Here is a 23201-nt window from a genome sequence, read left to right as displayed (position 1 = left end):
CGCGTCGCCAGGGTGGCGGCGCCGTGACGAGGAGGTTTCCCGGTGGCGTTCCGAACGGTCAGGCGCTTCGGCGACCCGGTGCTCCGCATGGCGGCCGAGCCGATCACGGTCTTCGACCAGCGGCTGCGCACGATCGTCGCAGACCTGCTGGACACCGTGGACGCGCCCGGGCACGCCGGGGTCGCCGCGCCGCAGATCGGCGTCGGGGTGCGGGCGTTCAGCTACCGCGTCGACGGTGAGATCGGGTACGTGCTCAACCCGGAGGTCGTGGAGCTCTCCGACGAGGTGCAGGACGACGTCGAGGCGTGCCTGTCGCTGCCCGGGCTCGGATTCGAGACCCGCCGCGCCCAGCATGCCGTCGTGCGCGGCGTCGAGGTGGACAACGAGCCGATCACGGTGTCGGGCGGCGGCCTGATGGCACGCTGCCTGCAACACGAGACCGACCACCTCGACGGCGTGGTCTACATCCAGCGCCTCGACCCGGAGCGCCGCCGAGAGGCCTACCACCAGGTCCGCGAGCAGGACTGGTTCTGGCAGTGACCACCCGGTGGCCGACGCGTTCCCGCTGGCCCCGGACCTGCGCTTACGCGGTGGCTGGTGCGGGTGTTGCGCCGACGACGGCCCAGCGGCCGGAGCGGGCCCGCAGCAGCAGCGTGATCAGGCGCAGGACCATGAACAGGCTCAGGCCGGTCCAGATCCCGGCCAGGCCCCAGCCGAACGCCAGCGACAGCCAGATCAGCGGCAGGTAGCCGATGGCCGCGCTCAACAACGTCGCGGTGCGCAGGTAGGCCGCGTCGCCGGCGCCGAGAAAGGCCCCGTCCAGCGCGAACACCACGCCCGCGACCGGCTGCAGGAACACGAAGAACCACCACGCGTGCGGGATCTCCGACAACACCGCGCCGTCGGTGGTGAACAACGTCGGCAGCACACCGGACAGCGCCGTGAACACCAACCCGAGCACGGCGCCGAACACCAAGCCGTACCAGGTGACCTGCCTGGCGATCCCCTTGGCGCGCGGCGCGGAACCGGCGCCGAGCGCCGCACCGACCAGCGACTGAGCCGCGATCGCCAGCGAGTCGAGCACGAGCGCCAAGAATGTCCACAGCTGCCACACCACCTGATGCGCGGCGGCGGTCTCCGCGCCGGTCCGCGCCGCGACCGACGTCGCCGACAGGAAGCACGCCTGGAACGCCAGCGTCCGCAGCACCAGGTCACGGCCGAGCCCGAGCTGGGCACGCATCTTCGCGGGATCCGGCCTCAGCGGCGCCCGCTCGACGACCAGCGCCCGCAGGAACAGCGCGGCGGCGATCGTCTGGCCGATCAGGTTCGCGACCGCCGAACCCTCCAGGCCCCAGCCGAAGGGGTAGACGAACAGCGGGCACAGCACCGCCGACACACCGTTGCCGACCAGCACGTAGCGCAGCGGACGTGCGGTGTCCTGCACGCCGCGCATCCAGCCGTTGCCCGCCATCGTGATCAGCACCATCGGCGCGCCGCAGAGCGCGATACGCATCCAGGTGCCGGCCGCGTCGGCCACCGGCCCGGGCCCGGCGAGCAGTTCGGCCACTGGGACCGCCACCAGCTGCGCGAGTAGCAGGAGCACCACGCCGACGCAGATCCCCAACCAAGTCGCCTGCACGCCTTCGGCGACGGCGTCCTTGCGGCGCCCGGCACCGTGCAGCCGCGCGGTGCGTGCCGTCGTGCCGTAGGTGAGGAACGTCAGCTGACTCGACACCAGCGTGAAAAGCGTGCCGCCGAGCGCCAGTCCGGCCAGCGGGACCGCGCCGAGGTGTCCGACGACGGCGGTGTCGACGAGCACGTAAAGCGGTTCGGCGGCGAGCACGCCCAGCGCCGGCACCGCGAGCGCCAGCAGTTTGCGCGGCGCTACGTGCTCCCCCAGATCGGACACGCTGCCTCCCGGTAAGCTGTGATCGACGGGTTCACCCCTGACACATCAGGGTACGGTAAGGACCGCACATGGACAACGCTGATTACGCTACGGTGGCGCTCAGACTCGCCAGCGCCGACCTGAGCACCCTGGACTCGGTGCGCGCCGCACTCCACGACGAGCCGTGGTGGGCCGACCGGCTGCACGAACCCGACCTGCCGGTACTGCGCGGCGTGGCCGACGGGCTGCGCCGGGCACTGGACGCGATGGTGTTCGACGACAGCGAGACCGTGCTCGCGGAGATCAACGCGCTGCTGTCGGCGCACCCGCCCCGGCCCAGGCTGTCCGGGCACGGAGGCCGCGACCGCACCCCGAACTGGCACGTCCACGTGGCCGGACCGGACGCACCAGCGGTCGACGAGGTCGCAGCGGCCGCCGCGTGGGGCTTGGCACAGGGTGTCGTCCAGCACGGCACGACGCGCTGGGGACGCTGCGGAGCCGAGGGCTGCGGCACCTACTTCCTGGACACCTCGACGAACCAGGCCAAGCGCTTCTGCAGCCCCCGCTGCGCGAACCGGATGCACGTCGCAGCCTTCCGAGCCCGCCGCCGAGCCTGACCTGGCGCCGATTCGGAGCCACCCACAGCCGTCACCATGTCGGGCCTCTACATGCCGAAGCCCCGCCGAAGACCCGTCCCGCCGAAGACCGCAATTTCCATTGAAATCGAAGCGGCGGGTTCAATGGAAATTGCTCCCGAACGGGGACGCGTCAGTCCAGAAGTGGGGCTCCGTCGAGGGCTTTGCGGAGCGCCGCGATGATGTCCTCGGCCGGGCCCTGCGCCGTGAAGCCGGACGCGAGCCGGTGCCCGCCACCGCCGCAGGCAGCAGCAGCGTTACCGACGTCGACGCGGCTGTCGGCGCGCAGAGACACCGACCAGTGCTGCGGCGCGGTCTCCTTGAGCACCGCCGCGACCTCTGCCTCGCTGGTCGTGCGAACCACGTCGATGACGCTGTCCACGTCCTCGCTGCGCAGGCCGTCGGATTGCGCCAGCCGGACCGTCGCGTGCACCAGCCCCAGTCCCTGCGCCGCGGCCGACTCCAGCTCGGCTTCGCCCAACACGCCGGAGAGCATGCTCAGCCAGCCGAACGGATGCGTGTCCAGCAGCGGCCGCGTCGTCGCTTCCGGGTCCACCCCTGCCTCCAACAGCCGCGCCGCCACCCGGTGCGTCCAGGCGCTGGCGTGCCGGAACGAACGGGTGTCGGTGACCAAGCCCGCGTAGAGGCACCGAGCGATAGGCAGATCGAGCTCCTCGCCGAGCTCGTCGAGCAACCGCAGCACGATCATCACCGTCGCCTCGGCGTGCTCGTCGACCACGTGCAGCGTGCCGTAGCGGGTGTTCGACACGTGGTGGTCGATCACGATGACGTCACCGCCGGCGGCGATCGTCGCAGGCACCCGATCGGCGAGCCGACCGAGCCGCTGCAGGCTCCCGGTGTCGCAGACGACCAGCAGCGGCGGCGCGGCAGGCACCTCGTCCGCGGGCACCACCAGCCCGTCGCCGTCCAGATCGCGCAGCGAGAACGGCGGCAGCTCGGGTTTCCCGAACGACACGCGGACCGTGCAGCCCCGCCGCCGCAGCACCCTCCCCAGCGCCAACGCGCTGCCGAGCGCGTCGGCGTCCGGGTTGATGTGCGCGAACAGGGTCACGTCCGAGGCTTCGGCCAGCTTGCGGGCGGCCTCGGCAACGGCTGGTGCGACCGGGTCGACGCCGGTCGAAAGACCGCCGCCGGAGCGGCCGGATTCGGATTGCCCGCGCACAGGTTCACCTCCACGACATCGGCGGCCTTGCTGACCACCTCTGTCCAACGCACCTGATGCTGCGCTGCGACTCAACCACTCTGTGGCCCACGACGCACATCGGCGTCGGAAAACGACTCCAGGTCTGCACCGTCGGTGTCGAACTCGTCATCGTCGGTGCTGGTGCGGTACGGGTCGGCGTCACCGGCGGGCATCGCGCCGGAAGCCAGTCGGGCCACCTCGTCGTCGGCCTCCTTGGCCTTGGCGAGCAGCTCCTCCATCCGCCGCGCGTTGTCCGGCACGGTGTCCGCGACGAAGGTCAGCGTCGGGGTGAACCGGACGCCGGTCTGCTGGCCCACCCGGGACCGCAACACCCCGGTCGCGCTGGCCAGCGCCGCGGCGGTCGAGGCGTAGTCGGCGTCGTCGCCGAACACGGTGTAGTACACAGTGGCGTCCCGCAGGTCGGGGGTGACCCGCGCGTCGGTGACCGTCACCATCGCCAGCCGCGGGTCCTTCACCTCGTGCTCCAGCCCGGATGCCACGATCTGCGCGATGCGCTTGGCGAGCCTGCGGGCGCGCGCCGTATCAGCCACAGCGCACCTCCTTCGGGGAAAGTTCAGTTCATTTGACAAGCGGTGCCAGCCGCTTGCGGTGTGGGACTCCGTTCGCACCGCCGCGGGGGCGACGGTAACTCCCGCAGGGGCCGCCACCCGCACCGCGACGCAAAACGACCGCGAAAAGCTCCTAGTCCTCCGGCCCCAGCATGCGCTGCCGGGCCGAAAGCAATTCGAGTTCGGGGCGTGCGGCGACCAGGCGCTCGCACGCGTCCAGCACATCACGCACGTGCGCGGCGTCGCCGGACACCGCCGCTACGCCGAACAGCGCGCGGCGGTGCAGGTCCTGGTTCCCGGCCTCGGCGACGGCAACCTCGAAGTGCCGCCGCAACTCGGCCACCACGGGCCGGACGACAGCGCGCTTCTGCTTCAGGGAGTGGACATCGCCGAGCAGGACGTCCAGTTCGAGCACACCAACATACATGGGTGTTCCTCACGCGGGAACGAACCGCTGCGCAGGGGGCCGCCGAAGTGACGACCCCCTGCGCAGTACCGGCTCAGTCGCGCGGCTTCTCGCGCATCTCGTAGGGCTCGATGACGTCCCCGACCTTGATGTCGTTGTACGACCCCAGGGTCAGACCGCATTCGAAGCCTTCGCGGACCTCGGTCGCGTCGTCCTTGAACCGCTTCAGCGAGTTGATGCTGAGGTTCTCGGCGACCACCACGCTGTCCCGCAGTAGGCGTGCCTTGGCGTTGCGCTTGATGATGCCCTCGGTGACCATGCAACCTGCGATGGAACCGACCCTGGAGGACTTGAAGACCTCGCGGACCTCGGCCCTGCCCAGTTCGACTTCCTCGAACTCGGGCTTGAGCATGCCCTTGAGGGCCTGCTCGATGTCCTCGATCGCGCGGTAGATCACCGAGTAGTACCGGATCTCCACGCCCTCACGGTTGGCGACCTCGGACGCCTTGCCCTCGGCCCGGACGTTGAAGCCCAGGACGATGGTGTTCTCCGCGGTGGCGAGGTTGATGTCCGACTCGTTGATGCCACCGACGCCGCGGTGGATCACCCGGAGCTCGACCTCTTCGCCGACCTCGATCTTCATCAGGGACTCTTCGAGCGCCTCGACGGTACCCGAGTTGTCACCCTTGATGATCAGGTTCAGCTGGTTGGTCTCCTTGAGCACCTTGTCCAGGTCCTCGAGGCTGACCCGCTTGCGCTTGGCCGCGTTCTGCGCCTCGCGGATGCGGGCCCCGCGGCGGTCGGCGATCTGCCGGGCCACCCGGTCCTCGTCGACTACCAGGAAGGTGTCGCCCGCACCCGGCACCGACGTGAAGCCGATGACCTGCACCGGCCGCGACGGCAGCGCCTCGACGACGTCCTCGTCGTTCTCGTTGATCATCCGGCGGACGCGACCGTAGGCATCGCCGGCCACCACCGAGTCGCCGACCCGCAGCGTGCCGCGTTGCACCAGCACCGTGGCCACCGGACCGCGGCCGCGGTCGAGATGGGCCTCGATCGCCACGCCCTGGGCGGGCATGTTCCGGTTGGCCCTCAGGTCCAGCGCCGCGTCCGCGGTGAGCAGGATCGCCTCAAGCAGGTTGTCGATGTTGGTGCCCTGCTTCGCCGAGATGTCGACGAACATGGTGTCGCCGCCGTACTCCTCGGCAACCAGGTTGTACTCGGTCAGTTGCTGACGGATCTTGGCCGGGTTCGCACCCTCGACGTCGATCTTGTTGACCGCGACCACGATCGGCACACCGGCCGCCTGGGCGTGGTTGATCGCCTCCACCGTCTGCGGCATGACGCCGTCGTCGGCGGCCACCACCAGAACGGCGATGTCGGTCGACTTGGCACCACGGGCACGCATGGCTGTGAACGCCTCGTGACCGGGGGTGTCGATGAACGTGATCGGCCGCTTGTTGCGTTCCAGCTCGGTGATGACCTGGTAGGCACCGATGTGCTGGGTGATGCCACCGGCCTCGCCGGCCTGCACGTTCGTCTTCCGGATGGTGTCCAGCAGTCGCGTCTTACCGTGGTCGACGTGACCCATGACGGTCACCACCGGCGGACGGGCCGCCAGCTCGTCCTCGGAGCTGCCCGGGTCGCCGTAGCTGATGTCGAACGACTCCAGCAGCTCCCGGTCCTCGTCCTCCGGACTGACCATCTCGATCTGGTAGTTCATCTCCTGGCCGAGGAGCTCCAGCACCTCGTCGGAGACGGACTGGGTCGCGGTGACCATCTCACCGAGGTGGAACATCGCCTGTACCAGCGAGGCCGGGTTGGCGTTGATCTTCTCGGCGAAGTCGGTCAGCGAAGCACCGCGACGCAGGCGAACAGTCTCGCCGGTGCCGCGCGGGAGGCGGACGCCGCCGACCGACGGCGCCTGCATGTTCTCCATGTACTCCTGGCGCTTCTGCCGCTTCGACTTACGACCGCGCTTGGCCGGACCGCCGGGGCGACCGAACGCACCGGCCGCACCGCCGCGACCACCGGGACCGCCCGGACGGCCACCGCCGCCGCCGGGACGACCGCGGAAGCCACCGCCGGCCGGGGCGCCGCTGGGCGCACCGCCGCCGCCACCGCCACCGCCGCGGAAGCCGCCGCCCCCACCGGGACGACCGCCGCCACCGCCGGGACGACCGCCGCCGCCGCCGCCCGGTCCACCACGACCGCCGCCACCGCCGCCGCCCGGTCCACCACGACCGCCGCCGGGACCGCCACCGCTGCGCTGCGGCCGGGGCGGCATCATGCCGGGGTTCGGACGGGGCGGCATCATGCCCGGGTTCGGGCGCGAGCCACCGTCACCGCGCGGCGCGTTGCCCGCGGCCGGTGCCGTGCCGGCACCCTGACCGCCGCCCTGGCGCTGGCCGCCGGGACCACCGTGCTGGCGGCCGGGGCCCTGCCCGCCGCCCTGACGGCCACCCGGGCCCGGCCGCGGCGGCCGCTGCTGCGGCGCTCCGCTGCCGACGCCGAACGGGTTGTTGCCGACGCGCGGCTGCCGCGGGCCTGGCTTCGGTGACTTCGGGCGCGGCGGGACCACGCCGGCGTCGCCGTCGCCGCTCGGCTTCGGGCTCGGCTTCGGGCTCGGCTTCGGGCCCGATGCAGGCCTGTTCTCGGTCTTGGGGCCCGATGCAGGCCTGTTCTCGGTCTTGGGGCCCGGCGCCGGTCGGGTCTCGGTCTTGGGGCCCGGCGCCGGTCGGGTCTCGGCCTTGGCGGCCGGGACCTGCTCGACCGGCTTGAACTCCGGCTCGGGCTTGGGGGTCGGCTTCGGGCCCGGCTTGGGGCCGGGCTTGGGACGCTCACCGGCCGGCCCCTCAGGGCGCGGACCGGGCTTGGGTCCAGGCTTCGGCGCCGCCGCTTCGGCGCGGGACGGCCTGGGCTCTGCCGGAGCGGGCTTGCCGCCGCCGCTGGCGTCGCTCTTCTTCGACGCCGACGGCTTGGCGAGCGCGTCACGGAGCCTGCGCGCCACCGGGGCTTCCACGGTGGACGACGCGGACTTCACGTACTCGCCCTGTTCGGCGAGCTTGTTCAGAACTTCCTTGCTGGTAACACCGAGCTCTTTGGCGAGCTCATGTACGCGGGCCTTGCCTGCCACTGCTCTCCTCATCTGGGTGAGGCCGGGCGGCAGTCCCGCTCGACCTCGTCCTATCGCCGATGCGCGTTCATGGCTTCAGCTTCACGGCTGATTCATGACGGGTCGACCTGCTTTCCTTCAGTTGCCTGGCGCGGGACGGATCCCGCGTCGGTCATGTCTCGAGCTGCCAGTGGCGGTTGCCCGGCACTCAGGTGAGCCTGCACGGCTGAGGTGTCCAGGGCTCCCGGCACACGCAGTGCACGCGGAAAAGCCCGGCGCCGCTCGGCCAGACGAAGGCACGCCGGATCAGGGTGCAGCCATGCTCCCCGGCCCGGTTGCCGACGTCGTGGATCGGGAACAGCGACGGGACCCGCCCGACCGACCTCAGCCACCACTCGCAGCAGCTCCGAGGACGACGTCCGGGCACGGCACCCCACGCAAGTACGCACCGGCCCACGGCTCTCGCCGCGTTCGCCGGAGACACATGTGCGGATTGTCGCTCCCCTCGCGTCGACCTCCTGTGATTCTAACCCGACGAGGTTACTCGGCCGAACCCACGGTCGGCAGACCTTCCACCGCGGGGTCGAGCCCGGACGCCTGCGCCGGGGGCTGGCCCGCCGCACTGGTGGGTTCACCGGGGTCGGCGTCGCTGCGGATGTCGATCCGCCAGCCGGTCAGCCGCGCCGCCAGCCTGGCGTTCTGGCCTTCCTTGCCGATCGCCAGCGAGAGCTGGAAGTCCGGCACGACCACCCGAGCGGTCTTGGTCCGCTCGTCGACGACCTCCACCGAGACTACCTTGGCCGGCGACAGCGCGTTGCCGACGAAGGTGGCCGGGTCGTCCGAGTAGTCGATGATGTCGATCTTCTCGCCACCCAGCTCGCTCATCACGTTGCGCACCCGGGAGCCCATCGGCCCGATGCAGGCGCCCTTGGCGTTGACGCCGCTGACCGTCGAGCGCACCGCGATCTTGGAGCGGTGCCCGCCCTCCCGCGCCACCGCGGGGATCTCCACGGTGCCGTCGGCGATCTCCGGCACCTCCAGCGCGAACAGCCGCCGCACCAGGTTCGGGTGGGTGCGCGACAGCGTGATCTGCGGTCCGCGCGCGCTCCGGGACACCCCGACGACGTAGCACTTGATCCGGGTGCCGTGCTCGTAGTTCTCGCCGGGCACCTGCTCAGCGGCGGGAATCACACCTTCGCTGTCCCCGACCTGCACGATGACCATGCCGCGGGAGTTGGCCCGGGCGTCGCGCTGGATGACGCCGCCGAGGATCTCACCTTCCTTGGCTGCGAACTCGCCGAAGGTCCGCTCGTGCTCGGCATCGCGCAGGCGCTGCAGGATGACCTGCCGCGCGGTGGTCGCCGCGATCCGCCCGAAGCCCTCCGGGGTGTCGTCCCATTCCTCCTCCACGCTGCCGTCGGCGGCCAGGGTGTGCGCGATGACCCGCACTACACCGGTCTTGCGGTCCACCTCCACCCGCGCGTGCGACTGGTGCCCCTCGGTGTGGCGGTATGCGGTGAGCAGTGCCGATTCGATCGCTTCCAGGACCGTCTCGAACGGGATGTCCTTGTCGCGTTCGATCGCACGCAGCGCCGCGATGTCGACGTTCACCTCGACTCCTCCGTGTCTTCCTGGTCGTCCCCCGCTTGGGAAACGCCGCCCGCAGCACGCTCCAGCTTGACCAAATCCTCCGCCGGTGGCTGCTGGAACTCCACCTCGACCACCGCGCGTTCGACATCACAGTAGGCCACCCGGCGCAGCTCGCCGCCGACCAGCACCGTGACGCCTTCATCATCGGCTTCCCCGACCCGCGCCACCAACTTCTCGCCGCCGGTGAACCTGATCTTGACCAGCCGGTAGCGCGCCCGCCGCCAGTGCCGCGCGCGGGTCAGCGGCCGGTCCACGCCCGGCGAGGTGACCTCCAGCGCGTAGGAGCCGGCCAGGACGTGCTCGTGCGCGTCCAGCACCTCCGACACCGCGCGGCTGACGACGGAGATCTCGTCGAGCCCGACCCCGTCGTCGGAGTCGATGACGACCTTGATCAGCCGGCGGCGGCCGGCCTGCTGCACGTCGAACTCCTCCAGGTCGAAGCCCGTTCGAGCCACGGCCTCGGCTACGACGGGCTCCAGCTGCGCGGTGATGGCACCGCGCGGCGGGCTGGACACGTTGGCACTCCCTAAATTTCGATCGGGGTCTGTACAGACCTGGCAACATCGCGGCACCGGGTCGCGGGGCCGGTCAGCCCGCGGTACCGACACGACCATGCTGCCCGTGCCGGCCGCGGTCGACCAGGGTATCGCGTCCACCCGCACCCGAGCGCGGCATGGGACCCCGACGATCGGCGGATCGAGCCGACGACCATGCGGATCCCCACCGGCGGTGCCGGGGCATTCGGCCGGGTGATCACCTGGCAGGATACGACGGCGTGGAATCCCCCTCGCGAGCCAGGTCGGTGCTGGGGCGGCGGAGCGTGCTGCGGCTGTTCGCGGCCGTGCCGGCAGCCGCCGCGTTGACCGCGGCGTGCAGCTCGGCACCCGACGAGCCCGACCCGCTGTTGGCACTGGCGGCGGCGGGGAAATCCGACGCCCAGCTCGCGAAGGCGATCGCGCAGTCGCATCCGGAACTGGCCGACGCCGCCAACGAGATCGCCACCGCGCGGAGCGCGCACGCCGACGCGATGCAGCGCGAGATCGACCGGCTCGCCCCGCGCGATCCGAAAGACCCGCCGTCGGTGCCCGAACCGGCGCCGAAGCAGGCGCCGGGATCGGCGAACGCGGCGGCGAAGACGCTGCGCGATGCGCTGACCGGGGCGCAGGACGCGGCGGCCAAGCTGGTACCGGGGCTGCCGCCCTACCGAGCCGGGCTGGCGGGGTCGGTCTCGGCGAGCTGCGCGAGCCTGCGGGAGGTGCTCGGATGACGGAGCTTTCGGAGGAAGCGGGCAACGCGCTGCGCAGCGCGTTGAGCGCGGAGCACGCGGCCGTGTGGGTGTACGGGCTGGCGAGCGCGTTCGCGGGCGAACCCCGCGTGCGCAGCGCGATCGACGACGCGATGAAGCAGCACCAGAGGCTGCGCGACACCGCGGAGCGGACGCTCCGCGACGCGGCGCAGACGCCGCCGGCGGCTCAGCCGGCGTACTCCGTCGGGGGGCCGGTGAGCGGCCAGGAGGCGGCGATCGGGCTGTTGGTCACGGCGGAGAACGACTGCGAGATCGGCTGGCGGTCGGTGTTGGAGAACACCGAGGACCCCGCGCTCCGCGGCATCGCGCTCGGTGGTCTCACCACATCAGCGGTCCGGGCCACCCGCTGGCGGCTCACCATCGGCAGGCAACCGGCCGCACAACCTTTCCCCGGCCAGCCCTGACCTCCCCTGCCGCCGACGCGGGTTCGCGGGTGGGCCCGTGCGCGGTTTTACGGACTCGCAGGAACTGATCAGCGGAAACGCGGCGCTGCCGGGAGCGAACCGGGGCGTGTGGGCCTGCCGGGGTGCCCGGGTGTCAGCGCGGGGTCTGCTCCTGGGGCCAGCCGAGCTTCAGGACTTCGCGGGTCACGTCGAGCAGGGCCGGGTCCTTCTTCGGCGTGTTCTTGTCGTAGTAGGCCGAGTCGCCGATCACCACGAGCCGGAACTGGCGGTCCGAGGCGTAGGCGTCGTCTTCCAGCGCGGGCATGCCCTTGGTGCCGTCCCGGCCGTCGTCGACCAGGTCCCGGATGTTGCCAGTGCCGTCCTTGGTGGTCAGGTCGTTCAGCTGCTGCGCGGTCGCCGCGTCCGGCATCAGGACGGTGACCAGCGAGGTCAGCACACGGGTGCCGTCGGGCAACGTGGTGCTGTAAAGCGCCCGCGTGAGGTGCGTGCACTCCTGCTTCTGGAAGAAACTCTTGATCTTGGCGGTGGAGACGTTCTGGCAGCCCTGGAACGCCTCTTCGCGGTGGATCGGCGTGAACTGGTAGCGCGGCAGGTCCGGCGGCGGCGCGGCCTCCTCGCCGCTGTCCGGCTTCAGCATCAGCCAGATCAGGCCGGACAGCACCGAGACCACCAACAACCCGAGCCCTCGCAGGAGCCAGCCCGCCGACGTGATGCGGCGCGGTTGCGCCACCGGGGCGGCCTGCCGACTCGTCGGCTGGTGCACCTGCGGTCGCGGCGCATCAGGGCGTGGCGCATCGGGGTGGGGCGGTTCGGGGTGGGGCGGCAGATCCTGGCGGGGCGGCGCGGCGAACGCAGGCCGGGTGGCCTCTTCCGGTGACACCGCCGACGCGCGATCAGGCCTGATCAGCGAATTGTCGCGGCGCAGCGGCGTGGTTTCACGCTGCGTGTTGTCTTGTGCTCCCGTCATCTCTTCGGGCACACCTCGTCGGTCCGGCACGAGCACCAACGGTAGCGGGCGCGGATTACAAGATGGACACCCCTGATGTTCATCGCAACGCGAGCACCGCGCGCTCGACGTCGGCACCGGTGTTGTAGAGGTGGAACGACAGCCTGGCCCGGCCCGCCCGCGCCGCGCAGGCGACCCCGGCCGCGGTCAGCTTCGACACCGCGTCGGGCACCTGCACCGAGACGATCGCCGAGCCCGCGGCGGGCAGGTCCAGGGCCGTCCGGAACTCGTCGGCCAGCCCGGCGCAGTGCTTGGCGACGGCGGTCATGTCGAGCCCAGCCAGCCAGTCCATCGCCGCAGCCGCCCCGACCTGCGCCAACCACGTGGGCGAGAGGTCGAGCGCGCGGGCGCCGTCCGCCAGCCGCAGGGGCAGGCCGTAGGTGGAGCTCCACGGGTCCTGGCCCGCGTACCAGTTCGCACTGCTCGGCCGGATCTCTGGCGCATCCGGGTGGACCGCCAGCCAGGCGGCGCCGCGCGGCGACAGCAGCCACTTGTAGGCCGCGCCCACGACCCAGTCCGCCCAATCGAGCTGCAACGGCAGCCAACCGAGTGCTTGCGTGACGTCGAGCAGCACCCGCGTCGAGTTCGCCGCGGCGACCTGCCGCAGGGCGTCGAGATCGGCGATCCGGCCGTCGCTGGACTGCACGACGCTGACCGCGACCACGTCGTGATCGGCGGCGTGCTCGGCGATCTCGGCCAGCTCGACCTCGGTCACCCGCACTCCCCTGTCCCGCTGCGCGGCGAAGGGGAAGACGACGCTGGTGAACTCGTTCGCGGCGACCAGCACGCGGGCCCCGGCCGGCAGGCTCGCGGCGACCAGGCCGACGAGTTGGGAGGCGGTGGATCCGATCGCCACCCGGTCCGCGGTGGTGCCGATCAGGCCGGCGAACGCGGCCCGCGCGGTGGCCACGGCCGGGTCGAAGTCCTTCGGTCCGTCGAGGCCGCTTCCCCAGCGCGCCACCGATTCGGCGACCGCGCGGGCCGCGTCGACGGGCGGGACGCCGATGCTCGCGGTGTTCAGGTAGCCGTCCGGGACGTCGAAGCTCGCACCGAATGCCTCTCGCATGCCCGCATCCTCGCACCGGCTGGGCCGATTCGGTACGGCTGCCTACGGTTGAACCCATGCACAGCGAGGAAATCGAGGTCCGGACCGGCTCCGTGGAGGTCGTCTACGACCTGGGCGCGGAGTGCGACCGGTTCCTGCGTTCGGCCGGGGCCCGCGACGGGCTGCTCAACGTCTGGGTGCCGCACGCGACCGCCGGGCTGGCGATCATGGCTGCCGTGGGCGCGTCATGGCGCCGGGCACACCTTGGCTTTCGACGACACGGTGGCGTGGCTGGCGGTGCGCTCCTCGAAATCGGCGGTATGCGAGCTGATGCGCATCGCCTGGCGCACCGTGGGTGCGATCGTGGCCCGGGTGTGGGCCGACGCCGAAACCCAGAGTGACCGGTTCGGTGGGTTGCGGCGGATCGGGATCGATGAGATCTCCTACAAGAAGCATCACCGCTATCTGACGGTGGTGGTGGACCACGACACCGGGCGGCTGGTGTGGGCCGCGCCGGGGCGCGATTCCGCGACGCTGAACCGGTTTTTCGACGCCCTCGGCGAGAGGCGCGCCGCGGAGATCACGCATGTGTCCGCCGATGCGGCCCAGTGGATCGCCGACACCGTCGCCCGCCGCGCCCCGAAGGCCATCCGCTGCGCCGACCCCTTCCACGTGGTCGCCTGGGCCACCGAAGCACTCGATGCCGAACGGCGACGGGCCTGGAACGACGCCCGCGCCCTGGCCCGCACCGAAGGCACACGCCGCCGGGGCCGCCCGGCCACCGACTCCCCGGCCCGTCCCGGGCACGAGAAAGCCAAGAAGCTCAAAGACTCCCGTTACGCGCTGTGGAAAAACCCCGAAGACCTCACCGAAAACCAGCAGGCGAAGCTGGCCTGGATCGCCACCACCGACCGCCGCCTGTACCGGGCCTACCTGCTCAAAGAAGGACTCCGGTACGTCTTCACCGCCAAAGGCGAGCAAGGCAAACAAGCCCTGGACCGCTGGACCTCCTGGGCACGGCGCTGCCAGATCCCCGTCTTCGCCGAGCTCGCCAAGAAGATCACCAAACACCGCGCCCCCATCGACGCCGCCCTCGAACACGGCCTCTCCCAAGGACTCATCGAATCCACCAACACCAAAATCCGCCTGCTCACCCGCATCGCCTTCGGATTCCGCAGCCCCCAAGCACTCATCGCTCTCGCCATGCTCGCCCTCGGCGGCCACCGACCCACCCTCCCCGGACGCGCCTAACCCACCCACAGAAGCAGCAGAAGAGCCCGAAATCTCGGAGGATGACCGGGAACTCGCCAATTGGAGCGAAGATCTTGTGCGGGGCGTTCCCAGGCGCGCAATCTTTGCATTCGTGACGACAACAACTGGCGGCACCCGCCGACTCGCCCGCGTGGTGTCCGCGGGCGTGGTCGGAACCACCGTCGAGTTCTACGACTTCTTCCTCTATGGGGCCGCCGCGGCCACCGTCTTCGGGCCGGTCTTCTTCCCGCACCGGGACGGGCTGCTCGCCGTACTGCTGGCGCTGGTCACCTATGCCGTCGGGTTCGCCGCCCGACCGCTGGGCGGGCTGGTGTTCGGCCACTTCGGCGACCGCGTCGGCCGCAAGCGGCTGCTGGTGGTCAGCCTCGTCCTGATGGGCTCCGCGTCGGTGCTGATCGGCCTGCTGCCGGGTTACGAACAGATCGGGATCGCCGCGCCGCTGTTGCTGACGTTGTTGCGGCTGGTGCAGGGCTTCGCACTCGGCGGCGAGTTCGGCGGCGCCGTGCTGCTGGTGGCCGAGCACGGTCCCCGCGACCGGCGCGGCTTCTGGACCGCTTGGCCGCAGACTGGTGGGCCGCTGGGCAACCTGCTCGCGACGGCGGCCCTGACCGCGGTGGCAGGCAGCACGACCGGTGCGCAGTACTCGGCGTGGGGCTGGCGGATCCCGTTCCTCGCGTCGATCCTGCTGGTCGTAATCGGTTTGTGGGTGCGGCTGCGGGTCGCCGAGTCACCGCTGTTCCGCGCCGTCGCCGAGGAACGCCGAGAGGCGCGAGCGCCCGTGTTCCAGGCGCTGCGCCAGTACCCGCGGGAGGTGTTCGCGGTTTTCGCGGCGCGTGTGGGGGAGAACGCGGCGTTCTACGTGTTCACGATCTTCCTGCTGGTCTACGCGGGCAGCATCGGCCTTCCCACGGCGCTCACGACCACTGCCGTCACAGTCGGCTCCCTCGTGCAGGCGTTGGCGATGCTCGGCGGCGGGGCGTTGTCCGACCGGCTCGGCCGCCGCCCGGTGGCGGTCACCGCCGCCATCGGATGTGCACTGTGGACGATCATCTTCTTCCCGATGGTCGCGAGCCACGACCCGGCGCTGGTGTTCCTGGCGGTGGCGGTCGGCCTGCTGCTGCACGGCGCGATGACCGGGGCGCAATCCGCCTTCTACGCCGAGCTTTTCGGCACTTCAGTGCGCTATTCAGGTGTTTCGGTGGGGTATCAGGCCGCCACGGTGCTCGCCGGTGCCGCCGCGCCGCTGGCGGGTGCGGCACTGCTGCGGGCGACGCATTCGGCGATGCCGGTGGCGATCATGCTGGTCTGCTGCCTCGCGCTGACGGTGGTGGGCATGTCGATCGTCACGGAAACGGCCCGCAGCCACCTCGCGTCCTGACACCTGGGATGGCCCGCTCCGGGCGTTCGGCTGGCAGGATGGTGCGGTGACCCGACTCGTGCTGTGGGACATCGACCTGACGCTGATCGACGCCCGGGGCTTCGGCTCCCGCTGGTACCGCCGCGCGCTCGCGGACGTGACAGGCAAGTCGCTGCACCGCATGCCGGACACCGCCGGCCGCACTGAGTTGGCGATCACCACCGACGTGCTGGAGATCCACGGCAGCACCCCCGACGAACCCACGATCGCGGCCATGTTCGCGGCGCTGACCAGCGCGGTCGCCGAGACGCGCGACGAGCTGTCGCATCGCGGCAGCGCGCTGCCGGGAGCCGCGCGGGCGCTGACGGCGCTGGCCGCCGAGCCGAGGTTCACCCAGACACTGGTCACCGGGAACCTCGCGGAAGTCGCCTTCCACAAGCTCGAGTCGTTCGACCTGCACCACCACATCGACTTCGAGATCGGCGGTTTCGGCGCCGCCTCGGTGCACCGCCACGACCTGATCGCCGACTCCGTCGCCAAGACCGAAGACCGCCGCGGCAAGCCGATCTACCCCGACTCCGTCGTGGTCGTCGGCGACACGCCGCACGACGTCGCGGGCGCGCTTCGCTTCGGCGCCTTCGCGGTCGGCGTGGCCACCGGTTCCAGCAGCGAGGACGACCTCCGCGCGGCCGGTGCCCACGCCGTGCTGCCCACCCTCGCCGACACCGACGCGGTGCTCGCCGCGCTGTCGTGAGCTCACCCCGACGCCGCACCTGGCAGCATCCCGGCGGCGGCGACGATCTCGACACAGCAGTAGAACGAGACCGGGTAGAACCGGGTGGGCCGGTCGACGGCCCCGGACACCACCCTCCCGAGTGCGCCGAACGGCTGGCCGCCGCCGTCCACCTTTCGACCTCGCACTTCCTGCGGCTGTTCGAGCGGGACATGGGTACGACCTTGCGCCGCTACCGGCTGTGGTGGAGATCCGCGCATCGCCGCACCGACCCCACCGAAAGTTCGGGGCCCGTGAGCGTTTGTCGGTGCTATAGCACCGACAAACGCTCACGGGCCCGAGCAGTCCAGATCGTCAGCCGCGGATGACTCCGATGAGGTGCGGCACGGCGTTGTCGGCCTCGACCTCCGCGCGCTCGCCCGAACGCCGGTCGCGGACCTCGACGACTCCCTTGGTCAAGCCCTTGCCGACCACCAGGACCGTCGGCACCCCGAGGAGCTCGGAGTCGGCGAACTTCACGCCCGGCGACACCGTCCGGTCGTCCAGGATCACCTGCACGCCGGCCGCGTCGAGCTCGGCCGCGATGGCCTCGCCGCGCTCCCGGATGCTCTCGTCCTTGCCCGCGATCACCACGTGCACATCGGCGGGCGCCACCTCGCGCGGCCACACCAGGCCTTGCTCGTCGTGGCTCTGCTCGGCGATCGCGGCGACCAACCGCGAAACCCCGACGCCGTAGGAGCCCATGGTGATCCGCTTCGGCTTGCCGTCCTGGCCGAGCGCGTCCAGCGAGAACGCGTCGGCGTACTTGCGACCGAGCTGGAAGATGTGGCCGATCTCGATACCGCGCGCGGCGACCAGGGTGCCCTGGCCATCCGGCGACGGGTCGCCCTCGCGGACCTCGGCGGCCTCGATGGTGCCGTCCGGGGTGAAGTCCCGGCCGCACAGCAGGTCCACCACGTGGTGGTCGGTCTTGTCGGCGCCGGTGACCCAAGCCGTCCCGGTCACCACGCGCGGGTCGACCAGGTAGCGAACCCCGTTGTCCTGCAGCGCCTTCGGGCCGATGTAGCCCTTGATCAGGAACGGGTTGGCGGCGAAATCGGCCTCCTCAAGCAGCGCCACCTCGGCGGGCTCCAGCGACGCCTCCAGCCGCTTCATGTCGACCTCGCGGTCCCCGGGCACGCCCACGGCCAGCAGCTCCCAGTCCTGCGAGCCCGGCTGCCGGGTCTTGACCAGCACGTTCTTCAGCGTGTCGGCCGCGGTGAACTTGCGGTCGGTGTTGGCGTTGAGGAAGTCGACCAAGGTCTCGATGGTCGGCGTGTTCGGGGTGTGGTGGACCTCGGCGGCCGCCTTGCCCTCGATCGGCTCGGCGGGCGGCGCGGGGGTGACCACGGCCTCGACGTTGGCGGCGAAGCCCGACCCGGTGCTGCGGACGAAGGTGTCCTCACCGGTCTCGCTCTCGGCGAGGAACTCCTCGGACGCCGAGCCGCCCATCGCGCCGGAGGTGGCCGCGACGATCACGTAGCGCAGCCCGACCCGGTCGAAAATCCGGATGTAGGCGTCGCGGTGCAGCTGGTAGGAGTTGGCCAGCCCCTCGTCGTCCACGTCGAAGGAGTAGGAGTCCTTCATGACGAACTCGCGGCCGCGCAGGATGCCGGCGCGGGGCCGCTCCTCGTCCCGGTACTTGGTCTGGATCTGGTACAGCATGACCGGGTAGTCCTTGTAGGAACTGTATTCGCCCTTGACCGTGAGCGCGAACAGCTCCTCGTGCGTCGGGCCGAGGAGGTAGTCGCCGCCCTTGCGGTCCTTCAACCGGAACAGGTTCGGGCCGTACTCGGTCCAGCGGTTGGTGGCCTCGTAGGGCTCCCTCGGCAGCAGCGCGGGGAAGTGGATCTCCTGCGCACCGATCGCGTTCATTTCCTCGCGCACGATCTCCTCGATCTTGCGCAGCACCCGCAGGCCCAGCGGCAGCCACGAGTAGATGCCCGGCGCGATCCGGCGGACGTAGCCGGCGCGGACGAGCAGCTTGTGGCTCGGCACCTCGGCGTCGGCCGGATCCTCGCGCAGGGTACGCAGGAACAACGTCGACATCCTCGTGATCACGGCTACTAGCTCCTCATCCGGCCTGATTCGTCAACGGCAGGGTAGCGACCCACCCCGGGGTCACCACCAGCGGATTACCCACGTCACCCGGCGGGTGTCGGGGTCGGCGCATATCTTCCGCGCCATGGCATTGAGTATCGGCATGGTGACGATCGACTGCGCATCACCCCGGGAGCTGGCCGAGTTCTGGACGCAGGCCTTGGACACCTCGGTAGTCTTCGACGACGAGAAGTTCGTGATGCTCGCCGCGAACAAGGAGGGCGGTGTGGCGCTCGCGCTGCAGCGGGTGCCCGAGCCGCGCGCCGGGAAGAACCGGGTGCACGTGGACCTGGACACCACCGACCGGCGGGCCGAGGTGCGCCGCCTCGTCGAGCTGGGGGCGACGGAAATGGGTGAGCACGACGGGCCCGACGGCCTGCAGTGGACCGTGCTCGCGGACCCGGAGGGCAACGAATTCTGCGTCGCGAGCGGGCACTGATCCGGTTGGCCCATTGTCGAGCCGCCGCGCTTGCGGTTACCTCGAGGTAGGTCCCTTTTGCGAGGGGGTCCGAGCCCGTTCAACAGGCCCGCACCGCCAACAGCCGGTGGGCGGAACTCGGCCTCCGCACGCGACTGCTCGCGCAGGGCGCGCTGACCTGGTTCTTGGCCAAGCGCGGCGACCCGATGGCGCGCATGCTGCACTCCCCGTGGCGAGACGACCCGTACCGGCTGTGCCGGAAGATACGCGAGCAGGGACCGCTGGTGCGCAGTCGGCTCGGCGTGCTCGTCGCGACGACCTACCAGCTGTGCGACGAGGCGCTCCGGGACCGGCGGTTCGGCGTACGCACCAGCGACGGCTCCTACGGGGACCCGACCGCGGCCGCCGTCGACCTGCAACTTTCGCTGCTGGAACTCGATCCGCCGGACCATTCCCGGTTGCGGAAGCTCGCCGCGCCGCCTGGAGACCTACCGCGACGCATCGAGCCGGGCGACCGGGCGCGGCGAGTTCGACGTGGTCCGGGATTTCGCCAGCCCGTTGCCGATCCGGGTGATCTGCGAGCTGCTCGGGCTTCCGGACCTGGACGCGGAGCGGCTGGCGCACCAGCGGATCCGCCGCCCGCCCTCGATAATCCACGGCCGTCGCCGCCCTACCAGCAACCACCAACCGAACCTTCTCCCCCACCTGACCCCTGACCCACACGCATCACACACCCCACACCACCGGTTCCACCCTCACCTCCCAGACTCGGGTTCCCGCAATTTCAATGGAAATCGAACCCCCAATTTCCAATTGAAATTGCGGAAGTTATCCACAGGGGACCCGATCTATCCACAGATTTTCGACGAGGTGTATCTGATCAGGGGTCTCGCGCCTCTACATCTACATGACATCCCAATCGATCCCACCCGAAATCGGCGACAACCCCCACAACCTCTTCCTCCGCTCCGAGGCCATCGCCGCGGGCATCACCGACTGGCAGTTGCGGAGCAGTGCGTTCCGCAAGGTGCTGCACGGTGTTCACACCACCAGCGACACCCGGCTGACGCACGAGCTCAAATGTGCCGCAGCGGCCATGACCTTGCCGAGCGGCTCGGTGATCACCGGCCGATCCGCCGCGACGCTGCGTGGCGTTCCGCTCGCGCACTTCAGGACTCCGGTCGAAGTGATCGTGCCGCGCAAGGACGGGATGCTTCGTAGGCAAGGTCTGCGCTGCACCGCCGCCCGAGCGTTCGACTTCGAGCATTCGTCGTGGCGCGGGATCGGGGTGGCGGGATTCCCGCGCATTTCGTTCGACGTGCTGAAGCAGCGCTCAATTTCCCAAGCCGTCGCGTACTGCGACGCGCCGCTGCACTCGGGATGCATCACGATCGAGGAGATCGCGGGTTTCCTGGTCGGCAGGAAGGATCATGGGATCGTCCGGGCGCGCATGCGGCTCGAACTTCTCGACGGCCGCGCGGAGTCCGTGCCGGAGTCGATCCTTCGTGTCGAACTTGTGCTACGCGGCCTGCGCCCGGTTCCGCAGTTGGAGGTATTCGACGGTGACGGGTTCGTCGCGCGGGTAGACCTCGGCTTCGAAGCCGCCCGGGTCGCGGTCGAGTACGACGGGGGATGGCATGCGGACCCAGCGCAGATCAAGCGCGACGAGATCCGGCGGAACCGTCTCAGGTGTCTCGGATGGGTCGTCATCGTCGTGACGAACGACCAGCTCCGCGAGGGGTTCGACCAGGTCGTTGCGAAGATTGAAGCCGCACTGAACCACCTGTACGCAAGTTCCATTGAAATCGAAGGTCCGATTTCAATGGAAATTGCGTGAACCTCGGGAGGGGCGCTGCGCACGGGGCTCGTTGGCGTTGGATTGGGGCCGCTTACCCTGGTGGGGTGTTGGTTCTGCTTCCTCCTTCGGAGACCAAGTCGGTCGGCGGGTCGGGCTCGCCGCTGGACCTGGACGCTCTGTCGCACCCGGAGTTGACTCCCACCAGGCGGAAGCTGATCGAGGCACTGTCCACTTTGGCCGACGACATGCCCGCCAGCCTGGAGGCGCTCGGGCTGTCGGAGCGGCAGGGCGACGAGGTCCGGCGCAACTCCGAGCTCTGGGATTCGCCCACCGCGCCGGCCTTGGAGCGCTACACCGGGGTGCTCTACGACGCCCTCGACGTGCGTTCGCTGTCGGCAGTGGAACGCAAGCAGGCCGATGCTCGGCTCGCCGTCGCCTCGGCGCTGTTCGGCATCGTGCACGGCACGGACTCGATTCCGGCCTACCGGCTCTCCGGCGGCAGTTCGCTGCCCGGCCTGGGCACGTTGCGCAGCGCGTGGCGGCCGGCACTGGAGCCGGTGCTGGCCGCGGCCGATGACCTCGTCGTCGACCTGAGGTCCGGCGCTTACGCCGCGTTGGCCAGGGTTCCCAGCGCCGTGGAGGTGCGCGTGCTGTCCGAGGACGCGACGGGCAAGCGCAAGGTGGTCAGCCACCACAACAAAGCGCACAAGGGGAAGCTGGCGCGGGCGCTCGCCCAGTCGCCGGACGAGCCCGCCGACGTCGAGGACGTCATCGACGTGGTCGACGACGCCGGCCTGCGCGTGGAGCGCGAAGGTACCCGCAAGCTATGCGTCGTCGTTCAAGCCTGAACGCCTGCCGCTGGACTCGGCTAGTTCCCGCGAAAATCCGGCCCGCGAAAAATCAGTTGCAGCCGCGGGCGCTGATCGTCGAGACTTGTCCGCGAGCTCGTACAGCACGAGGAGGGAGGTTCGCCGTGGTGACCGTTGCAACGGTTGTGCGCGCAGTTTTCGCACTCGATGACACCCGAACCCTTATCCCTCCGCCACCCGTGCGCTGAAGCAGCGGTGCCTGGCGGAGGTCCCGCCTGAGGAGCACCAGACTTGTCTTCCCACGACGCGTACGACCCGAACCTGTTCCGCACCACGAAGCCGACCAAGAACCGCAACAAGAAGCAGCCGAAAAGGCGCCGGTTCGACGACGAGCCGATGCGACGCGGCCGACTCACCGAGGAAGAACGCGAACGGCTCGCCGTGCTGCGCGACGAGCCCGAGCCACAACCGCTACCCGACGACGGCGACCGGTGGTCCACATGGGACACCGGGGAGCGTGGTCCGCGGCCGCACCCGTCCTGGCTGGTGACCGAGCTGGCCGCGGTCGACCACGAGCTGGGAGTCCTGAAGACCGGCAAGGAAGCCGAGGTGCACCTGCTGCGCAGGTCGGTGCCCGGCGGGCGCTCCTGCTTGCTCGCCGCGAAGCGGTACCGGGATATGGACCACCGGATGTTCCACCGCGACGCGCGGCTACCTGGAAGGCCGGCGGATGCGCAAGTCCCGCGAGATGCGGGCGATGCAGCAACGCAGCTCGTTCGGCCGCGGCATGATCGCGCAGCAGTGGGCGGTGGCGGAGTTCTCCGTGCTGTCGTCCCTGTGGGCGGCCGGTGCGCCGGTACCCTATCCCGTGCAGCGCGTCGGCACCGAGCTCCTGCTGGAATTCCTGGGCTCTCCCGACGGCACGGCGGCCACGCGGCTCGCGGCGCTGCGGCCGGACCCGGACGAGCTCGACGAGCTCTGGTTGCAACTCGTCGACGCGCTCGTGGTGTTGGCCGAACAGGGGTTCACCCATGGCGACCTGTCGGCTTACAACGTGCTGGTGCACGACGGTCGGCTGATGTTGATCGACCTGCCGCAGGCGGTCGACCTGGCGGCGAATCCGCTGGGGCTCACCTACCTTCGACGTGACGCGGACAACATCGCCGGCTGGTTCCGCGCCCGCGGCGCCGACGAGCACCGGACAGACCCGGAGGAACTCGCGGTTCTCCTTGCCAAAGCGAGAAATCTGATGTGATCGCGGTCTCAGGGCCGAGTCCGGCCACCGCGCACGCCAACCACCGGCGACCGTGCGCGATCGGCTAGACTCGGCGCTGAACCGGCCGGGAGAACCACCGGCCCATCCGCGAGTCGACGGACTCGAAATCCACCTATCGGCGCGAACGCGCCGGGCTCGTCCTTGAGATCGCACGCGGCCCCCCGCGAAGCC

22 protein-coding genes and 3 pseudogenes are annotated in these 23201 nt (G+C 70.4%); 13 read left to right on the top strand and 12 right to left on the bottom strand.

Translation table 11 applies throughout. The annotated features are described in order from the left end of the window. The first annotated feature begins 42 nt into the window (after positions 1-42). Complete coding sequence (locus DL519_RS38540; RefSeq protein ID WP_190822199.1) at positions 43-540, top strand: peptide deformylase; 498 nt, start codon at positions 43-45, stop codon at positions 538-540. Positions 541-583: 43 nt separating this feature from the next. On the opposite strand, the gene DL519_RS38535 is transcribed toward DL519_RS38540, so the two are convergent. After that, positions 584-1909, bottom strand: a complete 1326-nt coding sequence (locus tag DL519_RS38535; RefSeq protein WP_190822197.1) for an MATE family efflux transporter — start codon at positions 1907-1909, stop codon at positions 584-586. Positions 1910-1977: 68 nt separating this feature from the next. Here DL519_RS38535 and DL519_RS38530 point away from each other — a divergent pair, with 68 nt between their 5' ends. Beyond that, positions 1978-2505 (top strand): CGNR zinc finger domain-containing protein, encoded by a 528-nt coding sequence (locus DL519_RS38530; RefSeq protein WP_190822195.1) that lies wholly within the window; start codon positions 1978-1980, stop codon positions 2503-2505. 151 nt (positions 2506-2656) lie between these two features. Here the strand turns inward: DL519_RS38530 and DL519_RS38525 are convergent, their stop codons facing one another. The 7 genes from DL519_RS38525 to rimP all read right to left on the bottom strand — a co-directional run bounded on the left by DL519_RS38525 (position 2657) and on the right by rimP (position 9982). Next, positions 2657-3706, bottom strand: coding sequence for a DHH family phosphoesterase (locus DL519_RS38525; protein ID WP_223840029.1), 1050 nt, complete (start codon positions 3704-3706; stop codon positions 2657-2659). Positions 3707-3777: 71 nt separating this feature from the next. After that, positions 3778-4278: a 30S ribosome-binding factor RbfA gene (gene rbfA / locus DL519_RS38520; RefSeq protein WP_190822193.1), complete on the bottom strand. Its 501-nt coding sequence runs from the start codon at positions 4276-4278 to the stop codon at positions 3778-3780. Between the two features lie 151 nt (positions 4279-4429). Then, the gene (locus DL519_RS38515; protein ID WP_190822191.1) at positions 4430-4723 is read right to left on the bottom strand and encodes a DUF503 domain-containing protein; all 294 of its coding nucleotides are present in this window, start codon (positions 4721-4723) and stop codon (positions 4430-4432) included. Between the two features lie 73 nt (positions 4724-4796). Further along, complete coding sequence (infB, locus tag DL519_RS38510; RefSeq protein WP_190822189.1) at positions 4797-7838, bottom strand: translation initiation factor IF-2; 3042 nt, start codon at positions 7836-7838, stop codon at positions 4797-4799. A 92-nt stretch (positions 7839-7930) separates the two neighbouring features. Further along, positions 7931-8209 carry a YlxR family protein gene (locus tag DL519_RS38505; protein WP_397545017.1) on the bottom strand — a complete coding sequence of 93 codons (279 nt, stop codon included), beginning with the start codon at positions 8207-8209 and terminating at the stop codon, positions 7931-7933. A 148-nt stretch (positions 8210-8357) separates the two neighbouring features. Next, entirely contained in the window at positions 8358-9428 is a 1071-nt protein-coding gene (nusA, locus tag DL519_RS38500) for a transcription termination factor NusA (protein WP_190822187.1), read from the bottom strand. Further along, a complete protein-coding gene (rimP, locus tag DL519_RS38495; RefSeq protein WP_190822185.1) occupies positions 9425-9982 on the bottom strand; it encodes a ribosome maturation factor RimP in 558 nt (185 codons plus the stop codon). The genes nusA and rimP overlap by 4 nt, the downstream gene beginning before the upstream one ends. A 260-nt stretch (positions 9983-10242) precedes the next feature. Between rimP and DL519_RS38490 the strand changes: the two genes are divergently transcribed. Next, positions 10243-10734 carry a hypothetical protein gene (locus DL519_RS38490; RefSeq protein ID WP_223840028.1) on the top strand — a complete coding sequence of 164 codons (492 nt, stop codon included), beginning with the start codon at positions 10243-10245 and terminating at the stop codon, positions 10732-10734. Next, a complete protein-coding gene (locus DL519_RS38485; protein ID WP_190822183.1) occupies positions 10731-11177 on the top strand; it encodes a ferritin-like domain-containing protein in 447 nt (148 codons plus the stop codon). The genes DL519_RS38490 and DL519_RS38485 overlap by 4 nt, the downstream gene beginning before the upstream one ends. A 133-nt stretch (positions 11178-11310) precedes the next feature. Here DL519_RS38485 and DL519_RS38480 read toward each other — a convergent pair whose 3' ends face one another. Next, a complete protein-coding gene (locus DL519_RS38480) occupies positions 11311-12144 on the bottom strand; it encodes a hypothetical protein (RefSeq protein ID WP_223840027.1) in 834 nt (277 codons plus the stop codon). Between the two features lie 79 nt (positions 12145-12223). Then, the gene (locus tag DL519_RS38475) at positions 12224-13249 is read right to left on the bottom strand and encodes an aminotransferase class V-fold PLP-dependent enzyme (protein ID WP_190822181.1); all 1026 of its coding nucleotides are present in this window, start codon (positions 13247-13249) and stop codon (positions 12224-12226) included. A 56-nt stretch (positions 13250-13305) separates the two neighbouring features. Between DL519_RS38475 and DL519_RS47800 the strand changes: the two are divergent. The 4 genes and pseudogenes from DL519_RS47800 to DL519_RS38460 form a co-directional block, all read left to right on the top strand. Continuing rightward, positions 13306-13458, top strand: a pseudogene (locus DL519_RS47800) (YjbQ family protein); the annotation flags it as partial. Further along, a pseudogene (locus DL519_RS38470) lies at positions 13427-14479 on the top strand (ISL3 family transposase); the annotation flags it as partial. The pseudogenes DL519_RS47800 and DL519_RS38470, both read left to right, overlap by 32 nt. A gap of 76 nt (positions 14480-14555) precedes the next feature. Then, positions 14556-15878, top strand: a complete 1323-nt coding sequence (locus tag DL519_RS38465; RefSeq protein ID WP_397545016.1) for an MFS transporter — start codon at positions 14556-14558, stop codon at positions 15876-15878. Positions 15879-15924: 46 nt separating this feature from the next. Next, the gene (locus DL519_RS38460; RefSeq protein WP_190822177.1) at positions 15925-16611 is read left to right on the top strand and encodes an HAD family hydrolase; all 687 of its coding nucleotides are present in this window, start codon (positions 15925-15927) and stop codon (positions 16609-16611) included. 2 nt (positions 16612-16613) lie between these two features. Here DL519_RS38460 and DL519_RS38455 read toward each other — a convergent pair whose 3' ends face one another. Next, positions 16614-16763 (bottom strand): hypothetical protein, encoded by a 150-nt coding sequence (locus DL519_RS38455; protein WP_223840026.1) that lies wholly within the window; start codon positions 16761-16763, stop codon positions 16614-16616. 181 nt (positions 16764-16944) lie between these two features. Beyond that, on the bottom strand, positions 16945-18690 hold the full coding sequence (locus tag DL519_RS38450) for a proline--tRNA ligase (RefSeq protein ID WP_190822175.1): 1746 nt from the start codon (positions 18688-18690) through the stop codon (positions 16945-16947). A 124-nt stretch (positions 18691-18814) separates the two neighbouring features. Here DL519_RS38450 and DL519_RS38445 point away from each other — a divergent pair, with 124 nt between their 5' ends. The 5 genes and pseudogenes from DL519_RS38445 (at position 18815) to DL519_RS38425 (ending at position 23009) form a co-directional block, all read left to right on the top strand. Next, the gene (locus DL519_RS38445) at positions 18815-19168 is read left to right on the top strand and encodes a VOC family protein (protein WP_190822173.1); all 354 of its coding nucleotides are present in this window, start codon (positions 18815-18817) and stop codon (positions 19166-19168) included. Between the two features lie 185 nt (positions 19169-19353). After that, positions 19354-19863: a cytochrome P450 gene (locus DL519_RS38440; RefSeq protein WP_223840025.1), complete on the top strand. Its 510-nt coding sequence runs from the start codon at positions 19354-19356 to the stop codon at positions 19861-19863. A gap of 191 nt (positions 19864-20054) precedes the next feature. Then, positions 20055-20984, top strand: a complete 930-nt coding sequence (locus DL519_RS38435) for an endonuclease domain-containing protein (RefSeq protein ID WP_190822171.1) — start codon at positions 20055-20057, stop codon at positions 20982-20984. 65 nt (positions 20985-21049) lie between these two features. Further along, positions 21050-21793, top strand: a complete 744-nt coding sequence (yaaA, locus tag DL519_RS38430; RefSeq protein WP_190822169.1) for a peroxide stress protein YaaA — start codon at positions 21050-21052, stop codon at positions 21791-21793. Between the two features lie 252 nt (positions 21794-22045). Continuing rightward, positions 22046-23009: pseudogene (locus tag DL519_RS38425) on the top strand (serine protein kinase RIO). Positions 23010-23201: the final 192 nt, after the last annotated feature.

The organism is Saccharopolyspora pogona, from assembly GCF_014697215.1.
Classification (GTDB): domain Bacteria; phylum Actinomycetota; class Actinomycetes; order Mycobacteriales; family Pseudonocardiaceae; genus Saccharopolyspora; species Saccharopolyspora hattusasensis.
This window is presented reverse-complemented; position numbering and strand designations above follow the sequence as displayed.

Coding starts and splice junctions, on each gene's coding strand:
- DL519_RS38480 (WP_223840027.1), bottom strand. CDS start 12,144: ATGACGGGAGCACAAGACAACACGCAGCGTGAAACCACGCCGCTGCGC.
- DL519_RS38475 (WP_190822181.1), bottom strand. CDS start 13,249: ATGCGAGAGGCATTCGGTGCGAGCTTCGACGTCCCGGACGGCTACCTG.
- DL519_RS38515 (WP_190822191.1), bottom strand. CDS start 4,723: ATGTATGTTGGTGTGCTCGAACTGGACGTCCTGCTCGGCGATGTCCAC.
- DL519_RS38445 (WP_190822173.1), top strand. CDS start 18,815: ATGGCATTGAGTATCGGCATGGTGACGATCGACTGCGCATCACCCCGG.
- DL519_RS38530 (WP_190822195.1), top strand. CDS start 1,978: ATGGACAACGCTGATTACGCTACGGTGGCGCTCAGACTCGCCAGCGCC.
- DL519_RS38485 (WP_190822183.1), top strand. CDS start 10,731: ATGACGGAGCTTTCGGAGGAAGCGGGCAACGCGCTGCGCAGCGCGTTG.
- DL519_RS38440 (WP_223840025.1), top strand. CDS start 19,354: ATGGCGCGCATGCTGCACTCCCCGTGGCGAGACGACCCGTACCGGCTG.
- DL519_RS38435 (WP_190822171.1), top strand. CDS start 20,055: ATGACATCCCAATCGATCCCACCCGAAATCGGCGACAACCCCCACAAC.